At 57.6% G+C, this 20,146-nt stretch carries 9 protein-coding genes; all 9 read right to left on the bottom strand.

The window, feature by feature from the left end; genetic code table 11:
• Positions 1 to 8: 8 nt before the first annotated feature.
• The 9 genes from nagB to rpoB all read right to left on the bottom strand — a co-directional run bounded on the left by nagB (position 9) and on the right by rpoB (position 20,044).
• Positions 9 to 1,952: a glucosamine-6-phosphate deaminase gene (nagB, locus tag J4D99_RS08320; protein WP_208131252.1), complete on the bottom strand. Its 1,944-nt coding sequence runs from the start codon at positions 1,950 to 1,952 to the stop codon at positions 9 to 11.
• Between the two features lie 83 nt (positions 1,953 to 2,035).
• Positions 2,036 to 3,286 (bottom strand): ROK family protein, encoded by a 1,251-nt coding sequence (locus J4D99_RS08315; RefSeq protein WP_208131251.1) that lies wholly within the window; start codon positions 3,284 to 3,286, stop codon positions 2,036 to 2,038.
• A gap of 169 nt (positions 3,287 to 3,455) precedes the next feature.
• Positions 3,456 to 4,484 carry a sialidase family protein gene (locus J4D99_RS08310; RefSeq protein WP_208131250.1) on the bottom strand — a complete coding sequence of 343 codons (1,029 nt, stop codon included), beginning with the start codon at positions 4,482 to 4,484 and terminating at the stop codon, positions 3,456 to 3,458.
• 30 nt (positions 4,485 to 4,514) lie between these two features.
• Positions 4,515 to 6,896: a glycoside hydrolase family 3 N-terminal domain-containing protein gene (locus tag J4D99_RS08305; protein ID WP_208131249.1), complete on the bottom strand. Its 2,382-nt coding sequence runs from the start codon at positions 6,894 to 6,896 to the stop codon at positions 4,515 to 4,517.
• A 54-nt stretch (positions 6,897 to 6,950) separates the two neighbouring features.
• Entirely contained in the window at positions 6,951 to 8,390 is a 1,440-nt protein-coding gene (locus tag J4D99_RS08300) for an alpha-L-fucosidase (protein ID WP_208131248.1), read from the bottom strand.
• A 33-nt stretch (positions 8,391 to 8,423) separates the two neighbouring features.
• Positions 8,424 to 9,992 (bottom strand): alpha-L-fucosidase, encoded by a 1,569-nt coding sequence (locus J4D99_RS08295; RefSeq protein WP_236018581.1) that lies wholly within the window; start codon positions 9,990 to 9,992, stop codon positions 8,424 to 8,426.
• Positions 9,993 to 10,310: 318 nt separating this feature from the next.
• Positions 10,311 to 11,336 (bottom strand): LacI family DNA-binding transcriptional regulator, encoded by a 1,026-nt coding sequence (locus J4D99_RS08290; RefSeq protein ID WP_208131247.1) that lies wholly within the window; start codon positions 11,334 to 11,336, stop codon positions 10,311 to 10,313.
• Positions 11,337 to 11,530: 194 nt separating this feature from the next.
• Positions 11,531 to 15,886 carry a DNA-directed RNA polymerase subunit beta' gene (gene rpoC / locus J4D99_RS08285; RefSeq protein ID WP_208131246.1) on the bottom strand — a complete coding sequence of 1,452 codons (4,356 nt, stop codon included), beginning with the start codon at positions 15,884 to 15,886 and terminating at the stop codon, positions 11,531 to 11,533.
• Between the two features lie 291 nt (positions 15,887 to 16,177).
• On the bottom strand, positions 16,178 to 20,044 hold the full coding sequence (gene rpoB, locus J4D99_RS08280; protein ID WP_208131479.1) for a DNA-directed RNA polymerase subunit beta: 3,867 nt from the start codon (positions 20,042 to 20,044) through the stop codon (positions 16,178 to 16,180).
• Positions 20,045 to 20,146 lie beyond the last annotated feature (102 nt).

Here is a 20,146-nt window from a genome sequence, read left to right as displayed (position 1 = left end):
GGTTCAGCTTAAAAATGCCAGCGCACGAATGCTTCCATGGCCTCGTAGTTGGCCATGCCCAGGCGGTCGTATTGCTGCGCGGTTTCGTGGTTGCGGTGCTCAGCCCGCACCCAGAACTCGCGCGCGTCGTCGCCCGGAAACACTGGCGTATCCTTCTGGCTTTGGTGTTTGAAAATGGCGTTGCGCTTGCGAATCACCTCCTGCGGCGACAGCGGCACGGCCATCTCAATCTCGTAGGGCTCAAACTCGTGCCAGGCCCCGCGGTACATCCACATCCAGCAGTCTGCCACCCAGGTCTCGGTTTTACGCAGGCGGCGCAGCGCCTCCACCACAATATTGAAGCACACCACGTGCGTGCCGTTGGGGTCGGCAAAGTCGCCGGCCACGAACACCTGCTGCGGCTGTACCTGCTGCAACAGCGCCATTGTCAGCTCAATATCCTTATCCGTCACCGAGTTCTTTAGCGTCTTGCCCGACTCGTAGAAGGGCAGCGCCTGAAAGTGAATGTGGTCGTCGGCTAGGCCCGCGTAACGCGCCCCCGCAATAGCCTCGCTCTTGCGGATAAAGCCTTTGACGTTGCGAATCTCTTGCGTATCAACCTGGTTGGTTTGCTTCTGCTGAATAAACTCGCGCATGTTTTCGTACACGCTGCGGAGTGGGCCGGCATCTTTGCCCAGGCTGGTTTCAAAGTCGATGGCAAACTCCACGTAGCGCAGCACGTCGTCGTCCCACACGGCCGTGTTGCCCGAGGTCTGGTAGGCCACGTGCACGTCGTGCCCCTGGTCGATGAGCCGGATGAAGGTGCCGCCCATCGAAATCACGTCGTCGTCGGGGTGGGGTGAGAAAATGACCACCCGCTTCTTGGCCGGCACGGCGCGCTCGGGGCGCTGCGAGTCGTCGGCATCGGGCTTGCCGCCCGGCCAGCCCGTAATGGTGTGCTGGAGCTTATTGAAAATGTGGATGTTAATGGCATAGGCTGGCCCTTGCTCGGTCACCAGCTGCGCCATCCCGTGAGCATTGTAGTCCTCGTCGGTGAGCTTCAAAATAGGCTTGCCCAGCGTATTGGAGAGCCAGATAACCGCCTTTTTAATAAGCTGCTCATCCCACACGCAGTCCTTCACCAGCCAGGGCTTGTCGAAGCGCGTGAGCTCGGCGGCCGCCTCGGCATCCACAATAAACTCTACGTTTTCAGCCAGTTGCAGATACGTAGCCGGCACCTCGCTCGATACCTCGCCCTCCACGGCTTTCTTGATAATGGGCGCCTTCTTGCCGCTCCAGGCCAGCAGCAAAATCTCGCGGGCCTGGAAGATGGTGCCGATGCCCATCGTGATGGCCTTGCGCGGCACGTACTCTTTGCCCCCGAAGTCGCGCGAAGCATCGCGGCGCGTCAGGTCGTCGAGCGTGACCAGGCGCGTGCCCGAGTTAGGGGCCGAGCCCGGCTCGTTGAAGCCCACGTGGCCCGTGCGCCCAATGCCCAGCAGCTGCAGGTCGAGCCCGCCGGCCTCCTCAATCTGGCGCTCATAGTTGAGGCAGAAGGCGGCCACGTCTTCCGGGGCTAGCGTGCCGTCGGGGATGTGCACGTTTTCCGGCGCAATGTCGATGTGGTCGAACAGATTTTCGTGCATGAACGTCACGTAGCTCTGCGCCGACGTGGGCTGCATGGGGTAGTACTCATCCAGGTTGAACGTCACCACGTTGCGAAAGCTCAAGCCCTCCTCGCGGTGCAGGCGCACCAGCTCTTCGTACACCCCTACCGGCGTGGCGCCGGTGGCTAGCCCTAGCACGGCCTGTTCGCCGGCCTGCTGCTTGCGCTTGATGATGGCCGCAATGCGCGCGGCCACTTTTACGGCAGCCGTTTCCTTGTCGCGGTACACGGCCACCGGCAGCTTTTCAAAACGCGTTTCCTCTAGGAGGTTCAGGCGAGTCATGATGGGTAGCGTGACGTTTTGCATAGGGGCAAAGCCAGGAGTTTTAGAAGAAAGTCAGAACGAGTGAATCAATAGCAATCAGCTGCTTAGGCAAAATGCGGGGTAGCCTAAGCCAGCTCCAGGTAGCTTTCAAAAATGTTTTCCATGACCGTGGCCACCGAGCCCAGAATCACGGCGTTATCGCCCAGCTCCGATACCATCACGGTGGTCTTCTCACGCAGCTGCGCCATGCAGTACGTATTGATAGCCTGCTGAATAGCCGGAAAAATGAACTGCTTGGCCTGGGCAATCTTACCGCCCAAGATGATGAGCTCGGGGTTGAAAAGCTGAATCAGAATGGCAATGCCTTTGCCGAGGTTGGTGCCCACTTCGGCTAGGGTATTGATGGCAAACTGGTCGCCCTGCTGGGCAGCCTCGTACACCTGCTCAGGCCCTAGCTGCTCCAGCTCGGAGGCCGGCAGCTGGCTGAGCAGCGTGCGCTGCCCGGCCTTCAGGCCGGCCTTGGCCAGCCGCACAATGGCGCTGCCCGAGGCCACGGTTTCGAGGCAGCCGCGCTTGCCGCAGTGGCACAGTGCGCCATCATCGACCAGCGGAATATGGCCAAACTCGCCGGCGAACCCTAGCGCCCCACCGCGCAGCTTGCCATCGAGAATAATGCCTAGCCCGATGCCCCAGTCCATTGACAGTACCAGCGCATCGCGCAGCCCGTGCGCCAGCCCGAAGCGGTACTCGGCCAGCGCCGCGCTGTTGGCATCGTTCTGAATGAAAACGGGCTTGCCAAACTGCTCTTCCAGTAGCTGCTGCAGCGACTTATCCATTCCGGTCGTGAGCAGGTGCGTGTGGTTGTTGCCTTCCTTCGACGCCACCAGCCCCGGCATGCTAATGCCCACCCCTACCAGCTTTTTCAGCTCAATTCCGGAGGCTAGCAGTAGCTCCTGCGCGTGTTTGTGCACTTGCGCAATCGCACTCAAATCGGTAGCCAGTTCAATAGCAAATGAATGAATACCATTGACAATGTGATTGTTATTGTCAAAAATAGCTATCCGGGTCTTAAACTGCTCGATGTGAATGCTCAGCACAAACAGCGACCCATCGCGCAGGCCGTACAGCTCCGGCTTGCGCCCCCCTAGCGATTTGCCACGGCCCTGCTTCTCGACTAGCCCCTCCGCTACCAGCTCGTTGAGAATGGCAATCGAGGTGGGCGAGCTGATGGCAAACCGGCTGCAAATGTCTGCGTTCGTCTTGGCCCCCTTCACATACAGATGCTTGATTATTTTAAGCTTCTGAATATGCTTCCGCCGCTCCACGTTGTTAAGGCGGGCGAGGTAAGTTTCTTCAAGAGCTAGCAATGAACTCATCGTGAGCAAGGACCAAGTTTTTTGTAAATGAAGTTAAAGTTTTTCATAAGTCAAGCGACTTATGTTATTTTTTTATAAAAGTGCGCCGCCTAATAAAAAAAAATGACAAAACTCAGATAGTACTGGTTTTGTCATTTACTCGCTATAGATATGCCCGAACTGGCTATGCTTACTCTGACTTTAGCACCACATGCTTGATATTCTGACGATTATAGGTATAGGTAATATGCACCAAGCCGTCCTGTGCCTGAATGATAGCCGGGTAGCTATACTCCTCAGTAGTACCATTTTCCAGCACAGCCACATCGTGCCAGCTTTTGCCATCGGCCGACTGGGCCACGCGCAGTTGGCTGCGGCCGTTGAACCAGTCCTTACCCGGCACATCCGGATTGTAGACCAGCAGTTGAGTACCATTTTTCAGGGTTACGGCGTCGGTACCGGAGTTAGGGTTTAGCAGCGCCGTCTGGGTTAATGGCCCCCAGGTGGCGCCATTGTCGGCAGACCAGGCTTGCACCAACTTTCCCTGCTTGCTGCGGCACAGCAGCTGCAGGCGGCCATGCGGATATGTGAGAATGCTGGGCTGAATGACGTCGAGCACCGACGTGTTATCGACCGGAATGAGCTGCCACGTCTGGCCGCCATCGGTCGATTTTTCGAGGTGCACGGTCCAGTGCCCGCTAGCCTCCTCCACGCTCGACGGGGCTAGGATGGTGCCATCAGCCAGTTGCACCGGCTTGTTTTTGATGGGCCCCAGCACGCCCGGCGGCAGCCGCCGCGCCGCCGACCAAGTGCGGCCGTTATCGGGAGATGATTTGACTATGCCCCACCACTCGCGGGGGTTCGGGCCCACTTTGTAGAAGAGCAGCAGGTCGCCCCCGCGCGGCCGAAACAGTACCGGGTTCCAGGCTGGGTAGCGCAGCGTGTCGCGCACCACACCATCGGCCATCTGCCGCGGCGGCGAAATTCCATTTTTATCAAAGGCTGTGAGCCAGATAGCTACGTCGGGCTTGCTTTCCTGCGACCCGCCAAAGCAGGCCACCAAAAATTTATTTTTGGCCACCTCGACCAGCGTAGAAGCGTGGCATTGGCGAAACGGCGGGGCCGTGAACAGCAGCTCTTGCTTGGCAATAGTCCAGGTTTGCTGGGCTAGCAGAGGCGTAGGCAGGGCTAGCGCGATGAGGAAAAAAAGCTTGTTCATGGGCTGCGTTTTTTATGGATGGGGGCTCCACTACCACGCAATGTCCTCTATTGCGTGGCCCACGGTAAACTGCCCGCGCAGCCGCACATCTTCCGATGAAGCACCCACCTGCACAGTAAATGAGCCGGGCTCAACTGCCCATTTCATGCGGCTGTTGAGCAGCATCAGGTCCTCCGCTCCCAACTCAAAGGCTACCTCCTGCTGCTCGCCTGCCCGCAGCGTCAGGCGCTGAAATTTTTTGAGCTGCTTCACGGGCGTCACTACCGAGCTGACATCGTCGCTCAGATACAGCTGAGGCACTTCGTCGCCAAGGCGAGCGCTGGTATTTTTAACCTTGAAGCGCACCGCGATGCGCACCGCGCCGGCCGTTTCGACGGGGCTAATCAGCAAGTCAGTATACTCGAACTTGCTGTAGCTCAACCCGTGGCCGAAGCTGTAGAGCGGCTTTGCATCGACCTCGACGTAGTCGTGCGTGGTGGGGCGCTTAGCATTATAATACACCGGCAATTGGCCCACACTTTTGGGCACCGAGATGGGCAGGCGGCCGGCCGGGTTATAATCGCCAAACAGCACGTCGGCCACGGCATGGCCGCCCTCCTGGCCGGGGTACCAGGCATCGAGCAGGGCCGGCACGTGGGCGGCCATCCAGTTCAGGTTCAGCGGCCGGCCCTCGATGAGCACTACCACTACCGGCGTGCCGGTAGCCACCACGGCTTGTAGGAGTTGCTGCTGCTTGCCCAGGAGGTCTAGCGAGGCGCGGTCGTAGCCCTCACCCGCCTCCATGTCACTCACCTGCTGCCCACCGGCGGTCACGGTGGCGGCGCCGGTGCTTTGGTACTCGGTTTTAAAATCGCGGGCGCTGGAGCCCCCTAGCACTACCACGGCTACCTGCGCCTGCTTGGCAGCGGCCACGGCCGCGGCAATGTCAGCGCTGGCCGTGTCGCGAATGGCACAGCCCTTTACGTAGGTTACCTGCGCGGCCGGCAACTTGGCCCGAATGCCTTCAAGCACCGTCACCACGTTGCTTTCGGGCTGGGGAGCGGTGTAGTCGCCGAGCTGGTTGTAAATATTATCGGCGTTGGGGCCGATAACGGCAATGCGCTGCAGCGTTTTGGCTAGCGGCAGCAGGTCCTTCTCATTCTTGAGGAGCACCACCGACTCGCGGGCTACCTGCCGGGCTAGCTGTATGTTGGCCGGGGTGTGCACCTGCTTGGCAACCCTAGCGGGGTCTACGTAGGGGTTTTCAAACAGGCCCATCTCAAACTTCACGCGCAGCACGCGGCCCACGGCGCGGTCGAGCGCCTCGGCCGTCACCAGCTTTTGCTCCACGGCCGCCAGCAATTCTTTGTCGTAGCCGTAGCCGCTCAGGTCGTCGTCGAGGCCGGCGTTGAGGGCTAGCGCGGCGGCCTCGGGCGCTGTGGCAGCCACGTGGTGGTTATTCACCAGGCCCGAAATGCTGCCGAGGTCCGACACCGTAAAGCCCTGGAAGCCCCATTGCTGCCGCAGCACCTCCGTGAGCAGGTAGGGGTTAGCCGAGCACGGCACGCCGTCGATGGAGTTATAGGCGGTCATAATGGACTGCGCCCCGGCTTTTACCGACGCCCGAAACGGCGGCAAATAGCTCTGAAACAGCTCGCGCTGGCCCGTGCTGATGCTGCCGCCGTTGTGCCCGCCCTCGGGCACGCCGTAGGCTGTGAAGTGCTTGAGGGTCGAGACGATGTTGGCGCTGCTCTTAAGGCTAGCCCCCTGAAAGCCTTGCACCATCGCCACACCCATTCGGCTGTTGAGCACCGGGTCTTCGCCGTAGGTTTCCTCTACCCTCGACCAGCGCGGCTCGCGAGCCAGGTCCAGCACCGGTCCGTAGCCGATGTGCGCGCCCTGCACCCGCGCCTCGGTGGCGATGGCAGCCGCCATGCGCCGAATCAGGGCCGGGTCCCAGGTGCTGCTCTGGCCGATGGACGTCGGAAATACCGTGGTGCCGATGGCCATGTGGCCGTGCGGACACTCCTCGGCCAGCAGCAGCGGAATGTGCAGCCGCGTGTGCTCCACGGCGTATTTCTGCAAGGCGTTGGTGGCCTCGGCGGCTTGGGTGGGGTTGAGGCCCGTCAGCAACGTTTTTTTAGTCCAGGGGTCGGCGCGCAGCGTGGCCCACAGCGCCCCGATGTGGCGCTCATCTACCGCTTTGCGGTAGGCCGCGCTGGTCGTCACGCGCTTGCCCGCCTTCTCGTACATCTCCCACCCTAGCAGCGTCGAGAGCTGGCCCACCTTTTCGGCGGTGGTCATGCGGCCCAATAGGTCCTGCACCCGCGCCTCGGTGGGCGCCTGGCTGTTCTGGTAAAGCGGCCGGGCCTGCTGGGCGCCGGCGGCCGTAGCACTGAGCACGGCTAGCCCGAGCGCGAAGTACTTTATCATGAAAGGATGACCGAGCGGGATGAGAACATATAGAATATGGCCGGCGCCGCAGCTTTATTCGGCTACAAATGCGAACGCCAGCGCCGGATAGGCCCCGGCTTGCCTGGCTAGGGTGGCGGGCAACGTCAGGGTCACTTTGTCGCCGGTAGCGGTCCACTTCACGGGCTTACCGGTTTGCAGCAGGGTTAGCTTGGAACCCTTTTTGGGCACGTTGCCGGTCCAAGTAAGCGTTGTGGGTGCGGCCTCCTTCTCGGGCAGGCAGGCAATAGCATAGCGAGTACCCTTCTTGCCCTGCGTGAAGTACGTGCTGCCATCCTGGTAACGCGGCGTCGAGCGGGTGCTATAGATGGCTGCACCATTCACATTCAGCCACTTGCCGATGGCTTCGAGGCGCGTCACGGCCTCCTGGTCGAGGGTGCCGTCGGGCTTGGGGCCGACCCCTAGCAGCAGGCTGCCCCCTTTCGCCACCACTTCGACCAGCGAGTGGATGATGGTGGTGGGCGACTTATACACGTCGTTGGGCACGTAGCCCCAGTTGTTGGCCAGGGTCAGGCAGCTTTCCCAAGGGTTAGGCAGCTGGTGGTCGGGCACTTTCTGCTCGGGCGTCTGGTAGTTTTCGTAGGGGCCGTGCACGGTGCGGTCTACCATCAGCAGGCCGGGCTGGGCCTGGCGGGCCATCGTGGCTATGCGCGGCATATTCACATCCTGGCTGAAGTCCGGAATTGGCGCACCCCAGGCCCGTACTTCCGCGTTTACGGTTTCCTTGGGGCGCACCCAGCCGCCGTCGAGCCACAGAATGTCCATGCTCCCGTAGTTGTGCATCAGCTCACTTATCTGGTTGTAGGTGAAATCCTGATACTTTTTCCAGCGCCACGGGTACTTCTTGATGTCGTAGTTCACGTTGCGGTTGGGCGTGGCGTACTTCGACCACCAAAAATCCTGCGAGTGCCAGTCGGGCTTCGAGAAATAGGCCCCAATCATAAAGCCCTCCTTGCGAAAAGCATCGAAGACGTACTTGGCCACATCGGCGCGCGGGTTATCCTTAAACGGCCCGTTGCTAATCTTAAAGTCCGACTGCTTCGTGTCGAACATGTTGAAGCCGTCGTGGTGCTTGGTCGTAAACACGAGGTAGCGCATCCCGGCCTTTTTAGCCACGCCAGCCCACTGCTCTGGGTTGAAATTCACTGGGTTAAACTGCTTGCTGTAGTCCCAGTAGTGCTTTTTATAGTCTTCATAGGCAATAGTGCTGTCGCGCTCAATCCAGTCTTCCGAGCATATCGACCACGACTCGATGATGCCCGGCACGGCATACAGCCCCCAGTGCAGAATGAGGCCGAACTTTTGGTCGCGCCATTTGTCCAGCTTCTGCTTCACCAGCGGGTCGGTGGGCGCTTCGTACTCCGTCGATTGCTGGTGAATGCCCTGCTGCTGGGCTAGGGCCGGCCGGGCAATAGCCGCGCTCAGAAGGGCTAGGGTAAGAACAGTTTTTTTCATGCGAGCAGCTTACTTATTGACAGTCAAAGAATTTTACTTACCTGTTGGCATGGCCTGCTTGTATAGTCCAATGGCCGAAAGCGTAGGATTAAGCCGCGAGGAGGTGATGCGCAGCCGCACATATTGCGCCCGCACGGGCGCAAACGGCAGAATTCGTTTGTAGCCCACCGTGGTGCCGGCCGTCAATGGCAGCCACTTAGCGCCGCTTTTGTATTCCAGCACGAAGCTTTCGATGCGCTGCCCCACAGCAATATTTTCCTGAAGCTGTAGCAAGTCAATCGTTTGTGGAACAGGCAGCGCAAAGCTGAGTGTAGCCGTGGTATCGTGGCCAGGGGTCGTCCAATAGGTGTCATACTTCATGTCGAGCAACGCGGCAGTCTGGTTGGTACTCAATCCAGTTGCCGTACTGCCACGCAGCAGATTGTTAGCGTAGGTAGCTGCCAATAAGTTGCTAAAACCTTTTAGGCTACTAATATCAGGCTCAGCCAGCAAACCCCGCTTATCGGGCGGAATATTTAGCAGCAATACGCCATTACGCCCAACCGAACTGTTGTAGATATCAAGCAATTGCGCGGGCGTCTTCACCTTGTCGTCTTCAGCCGGATGATAAAACCAGCCCGGCCGGATAGATACGTCAATCTCAGCCGGATACCAGACCAGGGCCGGCGCGTGCGCGATTTTGGCGCGGCTACCCAAGTCGTCCTCCATCATATTCTTAGGGGCAAAGGCGGCCTCTTTTTGCGAATTGGCGGCGATGCTAGCCTGCTGCTGTGCCCCGGTGGGCACCACGCTCCACTCGGTTTCGCGGCCGTAGCCCGACTCGGTGCCGACCCAGCGCACATCAGGCCCCATCACGGCGATGGTTGCCGCCGGCTGCAACCGGCGAATGAGCGCGTACCAGCGGTTGAAATCATACACCTGCTTCTTGCCGCTAGGCCCCTCACCGTTAGCCCCGTCAAACCAGACCTCATCCACCCGCCCGTAGTTAGAAAGCAGCTCGGTCAACTGATTGACAAAGTAGTTATTATACTTAGCCGAATCGCCAAAATAAGGCGAGTTTCTATCCCAGGGCGACAGGTACACGCCAAAGCCCAGGCCGTATTCGCGGCAGGCCTCGGCTACTTCCTTCACTACGTCACCCTTGCCGCCTTTCCAGGGGCTGCTTTGCACCGAGTGCTTGGTAAACTTCGAGGGCCACAGGCAGAAGCCGTCGTGGTGCTTGGCCGTAATAATGACTTGCTTGATGCCCCCTTCTTTGCAGGCCCGTACCCACTGCCGGGCGTCGAGCGCAGTAGGATTAAACAACGCCGGGCTTTCGGTGCCATCGCCCCACTCTTTGTTGGTGAAGGTGTTCATCCCGAAGTGAATAAAGCCAGTGCGCTCTAGCTGCTGCCAACGCAGCTGCCGTGGCGAGGGCACCACCTTAGCCGCCGCCCGCACAACCGTAGCCGACGAGCTACCCGGCGCGATGGCCACGTAGTTCTTAGCAGTGTAGAGCTGTGCAAGGCTAGCCAGCGGCAGCAGCCCCGCCGCACTGGCTAGCAGCCCGGCTAGCCCCCGTCGCATGGCCCTACCCCAACCAGTTGTCAGATACTTTGCCATTAGATATTGAAAGGTTGGGTGAATACATCGTGCATTTAGCCTCCCCGGTAGCTTATCAGGCGTGCTCAGCTATTGGGCGCGTACGCCGGCCAGCAGCTGTCAGCAAGGGTTCCGCCGCAGGCAAGCCCAGGTATGAGGGATAGCCAAGTAGCTGACTAGCCGCCGCCTGCTAGGGCTAATTTTTAGCTCTGATACGGAAATAGCATCCGCCAAAGGTACTGAGCTGGTCGAAAAGCCAATCTGAATTCCCGGCATTTACCGGAAAATCACTGCTGTGCCCTGGCACCTATCTTTCAGCTGCTAATGCAAACTAGCGACCTAGCGCACCGAAGAGCCGCGCACCACCAGTGAGAGCGGTAGTACTATCTGCTGCCGGTCGGGCGGGGTGAGGCGGGTAGTATCCAGCCCGTCTAGTAGCACGTTTATCAGAGTTTCGGCCAGCGCTTCCACGGGCTGTGCTACCGCCGTAATGGGCGGCGAGTGCAGCCGAAACAAGTCATTGTCATCGAAGGAAATGACAGCCACATCCTGCGGAATGCGCCGCTTCAACCGCGCTATTGCCTCCAGGCCATAGACAGTCAAGGAGTTATTCGCAAAAATAATGGCCTCGCACGTCGGATTGTCTTCTAAAAACTGGCCGATGGCCACCACGCTATGCTCTTTGTCGCCCTCGAAGGCTAGCGGAATGCGCTGCACCGTGAGTGGCTGCCCATGCGCCTGCATGGCGCGCGCGTAGCCCCCGAGGCGGGCGGCCATCTGCGTCTGGTCCGACTCGGTGGTGAGAAATGCCACGTGCTTCAGGCCCTGGTCGAGCAAATGGCAGGCGGCCTCGTAGGCACCGGCTTCGCCGTCTACCACAATATAATCGGTGGGTACGCTAGGCAGGTAGCGGTCAAAAAGCACGGTCGGAATACCATTTCTCAGTAATGCCTCTATTTCCTTTTCCACTCCGGCCGGCGGCGCAATGATATAGCCATCAATATGCCGGTCTTGCAGCATGGCAATCAGGTCCTTAGCCTTGGCGGTGTCGTTTTCGGTGCTGCAATACAGAATGTGGTAGCCCCGCGCCAGCGCGTGCCGCTCAATGAGCCCGGCCACCGTAGCAAAAAACGGGTTAGCTATATCCTCAACCAATAAGCCGATAACGTGCGTTTTACCCGTGCGCAGGCTTTTCGCTAGCTGGTTGGGCTTGTAACCTACTTCTTCCACGTACTTCAGCACGCGCGTGGCCAGGGCGTCGCTGATGCGGTGTTCCTTGGCCTTGCCATTCAGCACCAGGGAAACAGTCGCAATAGATACCTCTAAGTGCTTGGCAATGTCGTGGATAAGAGTTCGCTTTTTCAACTTAATTACGCTGATGGAATGCAGTGCTGCCTGACAAGCTGTGTGCTACAAGGGCCGCATCCACCAACAGTCAATATTAGCCCTGCCAGCCCCAATAATTGGTATTGGGCACGCCTACCCAGGCACATTCAACGCAAAAACCCCCGGCTAGCCTGCGCCAACCGGGGGTTTCTTTTACAAACCTACGTCAATCGTTATTCCTGCACCGTCGTCTCACGCTTGGCGCGCGAAGGACGCTTGGTGGGCGTCGCTGTTTGCTCGGCAGCCTGGGTAGCGAGCTTGGTAGCCTGCTCTTCTTTCGAAGATACCTCGATGCCCTGGTACTCGCGCAAGCCAGTACCAGCCGGGATGAGGTGGCCGACAATCACGTTCTCCTTCAGGCCAAGCAGTTCGTCGGCTTTGCCACGGATAGCAGCCTCGCTGAGCACCTTGGTCGTTTCCTGGAAGGAAGCAGCCGAGATAAACGAAGCCGTGCCGAGCGAAGCCTGCGTGATGCCTTGCAGCGTGGGCCGCGATACGGCCGGCTGGGCGTCGCGCACTTCGGCGAGCTTAAGGTCGCGGCGGCGGAGCGACGAGTTTTCGTCGCGCAGCTTGCGGGAAGAGATAATCTGACCCGGACGCAGCTCGGTCGAGTCGCCGGAATCGGTCACGACTTTCATGTCGATTACGATGTCGTTCTCTTCCATCAGCGATACCTTATCAACGAGTTGGTTCTCGAGGAAGCTGGTGTCGCCGGCGTCCATTACGAGCACTTTCTGCATCATCTGGCGGACGATAACTTCAATGTGCTTGTCGTTGATTTTCACACCCTGCAAGCGGTATACTTCCTGAATCTCGTTCACGAGGTATTCCTGCACTGCGCCCGGACCCTGAATGTTCAGGATGTCGTTCGGAGTGATAGCACCATCGGAGAGCGGCGCACCGGCCCGTACGAAGTCGTTGTCCTGCACGAGGATAAACTTCGACAGCGGCACCATGTACTTCCGCTTCACGCCGTCTTTCGACTCTACGAAGATTTCGCGGTTACCACGCTTCACCGAACCGTAGGTCACAACACCATCGATTTCCGATACAACGGCCGGGTTCGACGGGTTACGAGCTTCAAACAGTTCAACTACGCGGGGCAGACCACCCGTAATGTCGCGGGTCTTGCCCACGGCACGCGGAATCTTCGCCAGGATGTGGCCGGCTTTCACCTTCGTGCCGTTCTCGACATTCAAGTGAGCTCCTACCGGCATGCTGTACGACTTATTAGCATCGGCGTCAGCGCCTTTTGCCGGAAGTAGGATTACCGACGGGTTTTGCGCTTTGTCCTTCGATTCAACGATTACTTTCTCGCGGAAGCCCGTCTGTTCGTCGGTCTCTTCACGATACGTAATGCCTTCGGTCAGGGCATCGTACTGTACGGTACCATCAAACTCGGCCAAAATAACGGCGTTGTAGGGGTCCCAGTTAACGAGCTCCTGGCCTTTCTCTACCGTATCGCCTTCCTTCACGAGGATAAACGAACCGTAGGGAACGTGATTCGAAATGAACACTTTACCAGTGCCTTTTTCCACGATGCGGATTTCGCCCGAGCGACCCATTACCACGTTGGTAGCCCCGCCTTCGGCGTTGACCCCAGCTACGGTACGGATATCTTCAAACTCAATCACACCGCTGAACTTGGCGCGGATGTTAGCTTCTACAGCAATGTTCGAAGCCGTACCACCTACGTGGAAGGTACGGAGCGTCAGCTGCGTGCCAGGCTCACCAATCGACTGTGCGGCGATAACACCTACTGCTTCGCCCTTCTGCACCATGCGGCCAGTGGCCAGGTTACGGCCGTAGCACTTAGCACAGATACCGCGCTTGCTTTCGCAAGTCAGTACCGAGCGGATTTCAACCGACTCGATAGCCGTAGCGTCGATGCGGCGGGTGGTTTCCTCCGTGATTTGCTCACCAGCGGCCAGAATCAGCTCGTCGGTCAGCGGGTCGATGATATCGTGCACAGCCGTACGGCCGAGGATACGCTCAGACAGCGGCTCCACGATGTCCTCGTTGTCTTTCAACGCGAAGGTTTCGGTACCGCGCAGCGTGCCGCAATCCGGCTCGTTTACGATAACGTCCTGCGATACGTCAACCAGACGACGGGTCAGGTAGCCGGCGTCAGCCGTCTTCATAGCCGTGTCGGCTAGGCCCTTACGAGCACCGTGCGTCGAGATAAAGTACTCGATCACGTCGAGGCCTTCTTTGAAGTTCGACAGAATCGGGTTCTCGATAATCTCACCTACCGAACCTTGGAGCGACTTCTGGGGCTTGGCCATCAGACCACGCATACCGCCGAGCTGACGAATCTGCTCGCGCGAACCACGGGCGCCCGAGTGCATCATCATGTAGATAGAGTTGAAGCCTTGGTTCTCCTTCTCGAGGCGACCCATCAGCGTCTCCGTAATCTGCGAGTTGATGCGCGTCCAAACGTCGATTACCTGGTTGTAACGTTCGTTGTTCGTAATCAGACCCATCTGGTAGTTCTGCGTTACGGCAGCTACATCGGCTTGCGCCTGCTTGATGAGAATGTCTTTCTCCTTCGGAATCTGGATATCACCCAGACCCATGCTCAAGCCGCCTTTATAAGCCGACTGGAAACCTAGCGTCTTGATGTCGTCCAGGAACTGAGCGGTACGGGCCATGCCCGTGCGCTTGAACACCATCGAGATGATTTGCTGCAGCTTTTTCTTAGTCAGCAGTTCATCTACGAAACCTACTTCCTTGGGCACGAGCTGGTTGAAGAGCACGCGGCCGGCTACAGTTTCAATGATTTTCGGCACCAGGTCATCGTTGGCATCACGCACCATAGTTTTCACCTTGATGTATGCATGCTTCGACAGCTGGCCTTCGTTCAGGGCGATAACTACTTCTTCGTCTGAGTAGAAGATACGGCCTTCGCCCTGAATCTTCTCATCTTCCGTCGAGCGCTTGCCCTTCGTTACGTAGTACAGACCCAGAACCATGTCCTGCGACGGTACCGCGATGGGCGCGCCGTTGGCAGGGTTCAGGATATTGTGCGACGCCAGCATGAGCATCGAGGCTTCCAGGATAGCAGCAGGGCCTAGCGGCACGTGCACAGCCATCTGGTCACCGTCAAAGTCAGCGTTGAAGGCCGTACAAACGAGTGGGTGCAGCTGGATAGCCTTGCCCTCGATGAGGCGCGGCTGGAATGCCTGGATACCCAGACGGTGCAGCGTAGGAGCACGGTTGAGGAGCACGGGGTGGCCCTTCAGTACATTCTCCAGGATGTCCCATACTACGGCGTCCTTGCGGTCCACGATTTTCTTAGCCGACTTCACCGTCTTCACGATACCGCGCTCGATGAGCTTACGGATGATGAACGGCTTGAACAGCTCGGCCGCCATGTTCTTGGGCAGACCACACTCGTGCAGTTTCAGCTCAGGACCAACGACGATTACCGAACGACCCGAGTAGTCAACACGCTTACCGAGCAGGTTCTGACGGAAGCGGCCCTGCTTGCCTTTCAGCATATCGGACAGCGACTTCAGCGCGCGGTTGCCTTCGGCGCGCACGGCGTTCACCTTACGCGAGTTATCGAAGAGCGAGTCGACAGCCTCTTGCAGCATGCGCTTCTCGTTACGCAGAATCACCTCGGGAGCCTTAATTTCAATCAGGCGCTTGAGGCGGTTGTTGCGGATAATAACGCGACGGTACAGGTCGTTCAAGTCGGAGGTAGCAAAACGGCCACCATCCAGCGGAACGAGTGGGCGCAGCTCCGGCGGAATAACCGGCACCATGCGGATTACCATCCACTCGGGCTTGTTTTCCACGCGGGTAGCGGCGTCACGGAAAGCTTCTACTACACGCAGACGCTTCAGGGCCTCAGCCTTACGCTGCTGCGAAGTCTCGTGCGCAGCCGAATCGCGAAGCGAGTAGCTCAGCTCGTCGAGGTTGATGCGTTCGAGCAGCATTTGCAGCGCGTCGGCACCCATCTTGGCGATGAACTTCTGCGGGTCCTCGTTGGGCAGCATCTGGTTCTCGCGGGGTAGCTTATCGATGATGTCCAGGTACTCATCCTCCGTGAGGAAGTCGAGCTGCTGCACACCTTCTTCGGCTTGCACGCCGGGCTGCACTACTACATAGCGCTCGTAGTAGATAATCTGGTCGAGCTTCTTGGTAGGCAGGCCTAACAGGTAGCCGATTTTGTTCGGCAGGCTCTTGAAGTACCAGATGTGGGCTACGGGCACCACCAGCTCGATGTGGCCCATGCGCTCACGACGCACCTTCTTCTCAGTCACCTCCACGCCGCAACGGTCGCAGATGATGCCCTTGTAGCGGATGCGCTTGTATTTGCCGCAATGGCACTCCCAGTCCTTCACCGGCCCGAAAATCCGCTCGCAGAACAAGCCACCCATCTCGGGCTTGTACGTGCGGTAGTTAATCGTTTCGGGTTTTACCACTTCGCCGGTGCTACGCTCCAGAATTGCTTCGGGCGAGGCTAGCGAGATGGTAACTTTCGAGAAGTCCTGTACTAACTTCTTGTTTTTTGCGAAAGCCATTAGGTTGATTTATTAGCTGTTAGCTGTTTGGCTTTTAGCTGTTAGAGTCTGTTCTAACAGTTCGACGCTACGAAAAGTGCTCTGCGGGTCGGACAGGTACGCCGCGCAGTAGATTTCCGTCAGGCCTTAGTACTCACTCTATATTCTAAGCGTCCGATTCCTTTTACTACCCTGACCTGTCTCGGGATAGCTGTTTCGTATCAGTTGCTTTTTAACTTTTACTATTAAAAAGGTGCCCTAGCAAGCCTTTACCGGGGTCAGCTACAGGTGCAGCCAACCCCGGCATGTTGCTTAGTCGAGCGAAATCTCCAGGGCTAGGCCACGCAGTTCGTGGATAAGCACGTTGAACGACTCGGGGATATTCGGCTTGGGCAGTACGTCGCCTTTTACAATGGCTTCGTATGCTTTGGCACGGCCTACCACGTCGTCCGACTTCACCGTCAAGATTTCCTGCAGCACGTTGGAAGCACCGAAGGCCTCCAATGCCCACACTTCCATCTCGCCAAAGCGCTGGCCACCAAACTGCGCTTTACCACCCAGCGGCTGCTGCGTAATGAGCGAGTATGGCCCGATAGAGCGAGCGTGCATTTTGTCGTCAACCAAGTGACCCAGCTTGAGCATGTAAATCACGCCCACGGTCACCGGCTGGTCGAAGCGATCGCCTGTCAGGCCGTCGTGCAAATACGCCCGGCCCCAGTCGGGCAGGCCTGCTTCCGTCAGTTCCTTGGCAACCTCAGCTTCGGTAGCACCGTCAAAAATCGGCGTAGCGTACGTACGACCCAGTTTCAGACCAGCCCAACCGAGTACGGTTTCGTAAATCTGGCCGATGTTCATACGGCTAGGTACACCGAGCGGGTTAAGCACGATATCCATCGGCGTGCCATCGGGCAGGAAGGGCATATCCTCATCGCGTACGATGCGGGCTACTACCCCTTTGTTACCGTGACGACCAGCCATTTTATCACCCACCTTCAGCTTGCGCTTCTTGGCGATGTATACCTTGGCTAGCTGCACAATGCCGGCGGGCAGCTCGTCACCAACCTCCAGCGTGAAGCGGTCGCGCTTGAAGCGAGCGGTGATGGTATTGCGACGCTTCGCGTAGTTTTTGATGAGCTGTTGTAGCATCTCGTTCACGCGGTTGTCGGCCGTCCAGTGGTCCAGCTGCAAGTCCTTGAAGAGGTTTACTTCTTCCGGAACAGCGTAGTTGCTTTCGTCACGGTAGGCGTTCTTATCGGGGAACAGCGCTTCGCTGATGTTCTTCCGGTTGAACTTCACGCCCTTAGCAAGCACCTCGTCACCAAAGCGGTGCTTGATGCCTTGCGAAGTCTTGCCTTCCAGCAGAGCTACTAGCTTATCAATCATGATAGCCTTCACGCCACGGAGTTCGCGGGCGTAGCCTTCCTTTAGGTCTTCAACTTCTTTCTTCGACTTGGCACGCAGGTTCTTGTCCTTTTTAGGACGCGAGAACAGCTTGGTGCCAATAACCACACCGTTGAGTGAGGGCGGTGCCTTAAGCGAGGCATCCTTCACGTCGCCAGCTTTGTCGCCGAAGATGGCGCGGAGCAGTTTCTCTTCCGGAGTCGGGTCAGTTTCGCCCTTAGGCGTAATCTTACCGATGAGAATGTCGCCTTCGCGAACCTCAGCGCCAAGGCGGATGATGCCGTTGTCGTCGAGGTTACGCACAGCTTCTTCGCTCACGTTCGGAATTTCCGACGTCAGCTCTTCTTCGCCACGCTTAGTCTCGCGTACTTCCAGCTCAAACTCCTCAATGTGAATTGAGGTGAAGATATCGTCGCGCACTACACGCTCCGAGATAACGATAGCATCCTCGAAGTTGTAACCCTGCCACGGCATGAACGCCACCTGCATGTTACGACCCAAGGCCAGCTCACCACGGTTAGTGCCATAGCCTTCGCAAAGCACCTGGCCTTTAGTAACACGCTCACCGTTTTTCACCAGCGGCGTGAGGTTGAGGCAGGTATCTTGGTTGGTACGACGGAACTTGATAAGGCTGTATGACTTGCGCTCAGCATCGAAGCTTACCGATAGGTCATCTTCCGACAAGTCGTACTTGATGATGATGCGGTTAGCGTCTACCGAGTCAACTACCCCTTCGCCTTCCGCAATGATGAGTGCACGCGAGTCGATAGCCGTACGGCCTTCCAGACCCGTGCCCACAATCGGAGCCTGTGGGCGCAGCAAGGGTACTGCCTGGCGCTGCATGTTCGAGCCCATGAGCGCACGGTTGGCGTCATCATGCTCCAAAAATGGAATCAGCGAAGCAGCTACCGATACAATCTGGTTCGGAGCAACGTCCATATAGGAATACTCTTCCGGACCAACAACCGGGAAGTCACCTTCAAAGCGGCCTTTCACCAATTCCTGCGTCAGCTTGCCTTCGTTGTTGAGCAACGAGTTGGCCTGGGCAATGTGGTGCGTGTCTTCTTCTTCAGCAGTCAGGAACTTCACATTCTCGGTCATGTCTACCGTGCCGCTTTCTACCGTGCGGTAGGGCGTCTCGATGAAGCCCATTGAGTTCACACGAGCGTGCACGCAAAGCGACGAAATCAGACCGATGTTCGGGCCTTCCGGCGTTTCGATAGTGCAAAGACGACCGTAGTGCGTGTAGTGTACGTCACGTACCTCAAAGCCAGCGCGCTCACGCGACAGACCTCCCGGCCCTAGCGCCGATACGCGGCGCTTGTGCGTCACCTCGGCTAGGGGGTTAGTTTGGTCCATGAACTGCGACAGCTGGTTGGTACCAAAGAACGAGTTAATCACGCTCGAAAGCGTGCGGGCGTTAATCAGGTCAACCGGCTTGAAGTCCTCGTTGTCGCGCACGTTCATGCGCTCCTTGATGGTTCGCGCCATACGGGCTAGGCCCACACCGAACTGGGCGTAGAGTTGCTCCCCTACCGTGCGCACACGACGGTTGCTCAAGTGGTCAATGTCATCGACAATGGCCTTCGAGTTAATCAAGCCAATCAGGTACTTCACGATGAGAACGATGTCCTCATTGGTCAGTACGCGTGACTGCTGGTCCATGCCAATCTGAAGCTTCTTGTTAATCCGGTAGCGCCCAACCTCACCGAGGTCGTAGCGCTTATCCGAGAAGAACAGCTTCTGGATGATGTCGCGGGCAGTTTCTTCGTCGGGAGCTTCCGTGTTGCGGAGCTGACGATAAATCTGCTCAACAGCTTCTTTCTCCGAGTTGGAGTTGTCTTTCTGCAAGGTGTTGTAAATGATTGCAAAGTCTGCAATGTTTACGTTCTCCTTGTGCAGAATTACCGACTTGGCGCCGGCCTCCACGATAGTGTCGATGTCTTCCTCGTTGATAGTCGAGTCGCGCTCCAAGAGCACTTCGTTCCGGTCGATAGAAACTACCTCGCCGGTATCCTCATCCACGAAGTCTTCCGTCCAGGTGCGAAGCACACGGGCGGCTAGTTTGCGGCCAACGGCCTTTTTAAGGCTCTTCTTATCAGCTTTTACTTCTTCGCTCAGGCCAAACAAGTCCAGAATGTCTTTGTCCGTACCGTAGCCGATAGCACGCAACAGCGTCGTAACCGGGAATTTCTTCTTGCGGTCGATGTACGCATACATCACGTTGTTCACGTCCGTGGCGAATTCAATCCACGAGCCTTTGAACGGGATAATACGGGCCGAATACAGCTTCGTACCGTTGGTGTGCTTGCTCTGGGCAAAGAATACGCCCGGTGAGCGGTGCAGCTGCGATACGATAACGCGCTCGGCACCGTTGATAACGAAAGAGCCCTTTTCCGTCATGTACGGAATGTTGCCCAAGAAAACTTCCTGCTCAATAGTTTGGAAGTCCTCGTTATCCTTGTCGTTGCAAATGAGCTGAAGCTTCGCTTTCAGCGGCACTGCGTACGTCAAGCCACGGTCGATGCACTCATCCACCGTATACTTGGGTGGGTCGACGTGGTAATCGATAAAGTTCAGCACGAAGTTTTCGCGCGAGTCCGAAATCGGGAAGTTCTCGGCAAACACCTTGAACAAACCCTCATTAGTACGGCTAGCGGCGGCCGTTTCGAGCTGGAAGAACTCCTGGAACGACTGCACTTGCACGTCCAGGAAGTCCGGGTACTCGATAACTTTCTTAATCTTGGCGAAATTGATTCGCTCACTGGCCCCAGTCAGGTGTTTGACTTCGGCGGCCTCAGTTGCTTGCGGTGTAGCCAATTGGAAAGATTTTAAAAATGTACACGTAAGCTATTGTAGTTACGCGAGTTAACTCTAGTA

This window comes from Hymenobacter sp. BT559 (genome assembly GCF_017571525.1).
GTDB classification, from domain to species: Bacteria; Bacteroidota; Bacteroidia; order Cytophagales; family Hymenobacteraceae; genus Hymenobacter; species Hymenobacter ginsengisoli.
This window is presented reverse-complemented; position numbering and strand designations above follow the sequence as displayed.

Bases quoted from the DNA above. Each gene is read 5' to 3' on its own strand.
- J4D99_RS08315 (WP_208131251.1), bottom strand. From the start codon at position 3,286: ATGAGTTCATTGCTAGCTCTTGAAGAAACTTACCTCGCCCGCCTTAAC.
- rpoC (WP_208131246.1), bottom strand. From the start codon at position 15,886: ATGGCTTTCGCAAAAAACAAGAAGTTAGTACAGGACTTCTCGAAAGTT.
- nagB (WP_208131252.1), bottom strand. From the start codon at position 1,952: ATGCAAAACGTCACGCTACCCATCATGACTCGCCTGAACCTCCTAGAG.
- J4D99_RS08300 (WP_208131248.1), bottom strand. From the start codon at position 8,390: ATGAAAAAAACTGTTCTTACCCTAGCCCTTCTGAGCGCGGCTATTGCC.
- J4D99_RS08310 (WP_208131250.1), bottom strand. From the start codon at position 4,484: ATGAACAAGCTTTTTTTCCTCATCGCGCTAGCCCTGCCTACGCCTCTG.
- J4D99_RS08295 (WP_236018581.1), bottom strand. From the start codon at position 9,992: ATGGCAAAGTATCTGACAACTGGTTGGGGTAGGGCCATGCGACGGGGG.
- J4D99_RS08305 (WP_208131249.1), bottom strand. From the start codon at position 6,896: ATGATAAAGTACTTCGCGCTCGGGCTAGCCGTGCTCAGTGCTACGGCC.